Genomic DNA, 2,069 nt, shown 5'->3' with positions numbered 1-2,069 from the left:
CTATGCAATTAGATGATTATGAGAGTCGAGTATTCGATCCTGTTCAGATTACTTGGGGTGAGTCTAAAGTATTTGTTGTATTTTAAAATTACGCATTGTTAATGGGGGTGCTATAGTGATTACAAAAAAGAAAATAACATTAATACTTATAATACTTATTTTTATTCTTGCATACCTAAATTATAATAAATATCAAATTGTAAAAGAATATGATGAATTTACTAAAAGTGAGTTTAGTTTTTTAGGTGGTGGAAAAATAGCAAGACAAATTACAAATCAAAGAGAAATATATAAAACAATACTAGAAGAAGGGCATATTAAAAAGGGGGATGCTGAGCTGATAGTTATTTATTTTCGAAATAATAAAAAGTTAGTCCCACATTACCTTAGATATGCTAATAATATAAGAAAGCAAGAAATTATAAAAGAAGATATAGTTAATGAGCGCAATATGGTTATAATTAAAGATTTTTTTATAGCACTTTTAGATGGTCGTTGGAGAATACCAGAAGAAGAGAAAGATGACATATTAGTAGTTCTAGATGATGATTTAAGAGGAAAAATAGAGTATTTAAATGAGTTAAATGATTTATGGATGGAGTCTTTAGAAAGAAATCTTGAGTGGGTAGAATATGGAGAATTTAATGAAGAAAAACTTGAAAAATACTTTAAAAGAAATTTTAAGCCTATAGTATTGCAAAATTATTGGATTGATTTTGTTACAGATGTAGAAAAAGATACAAGAGAATTTTTAGCCAAATATAATGTGGATGATATTAAAGAGTTGTTACAATAGAGGATTGGAGGAAGAAAGAATATGCTTAAAAAATATTATTTAATATTGATTGTTGGATTAGTTATAGTTTTGACATTAACAATGGGAATTAAATATAGAGAGCAAAAAATACTTGAAGCACATATTTCAGCAAGAATAAATCATGATATATTTAATCTTGTTTCTAATGCAATAATAGAGAATAATAGTATGATAGAAGAAATATTAGAGACTGGAGAAGTTAGAATAAATCAGATGAATGTTTGGCATAGAAATTTACTTTTTCCTGTAGAGAATATTTCTCAAATTAAAGATGCGGCAGATAAGTTAAAAGGGGACAAATTAAATATTGAAGAGCAAGTATATAGCATGACAAGAATAAGACATTTTTCTACTGCTTTAAGAGTAGAATATGACGGTGGAAGGAAGCTAAAAGGTGAAGAAGTTTTGGTTCAATTAGATCAACCATTGAGAAAGAAATTTGAAACAATTAATCGTTTATTCAATGGGTGGATTAATTCAATTGATAATTTAAAAGGAGTTGTAATTGAAGATGGAGAGTTATTAACTACCCTAGAGGATTATGATAATTATTATGGACGATATAGTTTTAAAAACGATGACTGGATTAACTTTATAGAAAGTCTGGAAGAAGAGACTTGGAAAGCACTAGAAGATTTAAGTGTGAACTTATCCACTTCAAATTGGATGAACTTATATGAGGAAGAAAAAGACTTAATTCAAAGAAAGGGCATAGTTGAAGATCGTCGCTCATTAGAGAAACGATTTGAGACAGAGCCAAATGTTTTTTTAGAGATTTTAGGAGCAAGCATACTTGAGGAATTATTGATAGTCAGAGATAATTAGAATTGTAAAGTCAACTATTTTAATGTAAATCCTGAAAATCAACAATTAGAAGAGATAGACATCTACAAGAGGATACTTCTTAATAATTTAGAAGGTATTGTAGGAAATCCAGTGGAAGTAAGTAATGGAGGATTTCCAATTGAATCTGCTCAAATTAGAATTTCATATAATAAGTCAGATTTAGGTAGCATACCAGATGATGAGCTGACAATTTTTTATGCAAATCCAGAAACACAGCAATTAGAAGAATTAGATGACGTTCGTGTTGATGGGACTAATCAAACTATAACTGGCACTACAAAACACTCAGGTCAGTTTTTTGCTGGAAGTAAGAGTATACCGTCTGACTTAGGAGTTGATATTGTATTGGCAATAGACCAGTCAGGAAGTATGGATACATATGCCCCACAAGATTTGCGAATAAAAT

Annotated in this window: 3 protein-coding genes; all 3 read left to right on the top strand. The window is 29.3% G+C overall.

The genetic code is table 11. From position 1 onward, the window contains the following. Positions 1–115: 115 nt before the first annotated feature. Positions 116–796, top strand: coding sequence for a hypothetical protein (locus RBH29_RS17475; RefSeq protein WP_306698292.1), 681 nt, complete (start codon positions 116–118; stop codon positions 794–796). Positions 797–817: 21 nt separating this feature from the next. Beyond that, on the top strand, positions 818–1,642 hold the full coding sequence (locus RBH29_RS17470) for a hypothetical protein (protein WP_306698291.1): 825 nt from the start codon (positions 818–820) through the stop codon (positions 1,640–1,642). Between the two features lie 111 nt (positions 1,643–1,753). Then, the coding region (locus RBH29_RS17465; RefSeq protein WP_306698290.1) for a hypothetical protein at positions 1,754–2,069 on the top strand (316 nt) is incomplete at its 3' end.

The sequence above is a fragment of the Herbivorax alkaliphila genome, from assembly GCF_030848475.1.
GTDB lineage: Bacteria > Bacillota > Clostridia > Acetivibrionales > Acetivibrionaceae > Herbivorax.
The sequence above is the reverse complement of the archived record's forward strand: the minus strand, read 5'-3'. Positions and strand labels throughout refer to the sequence as shown.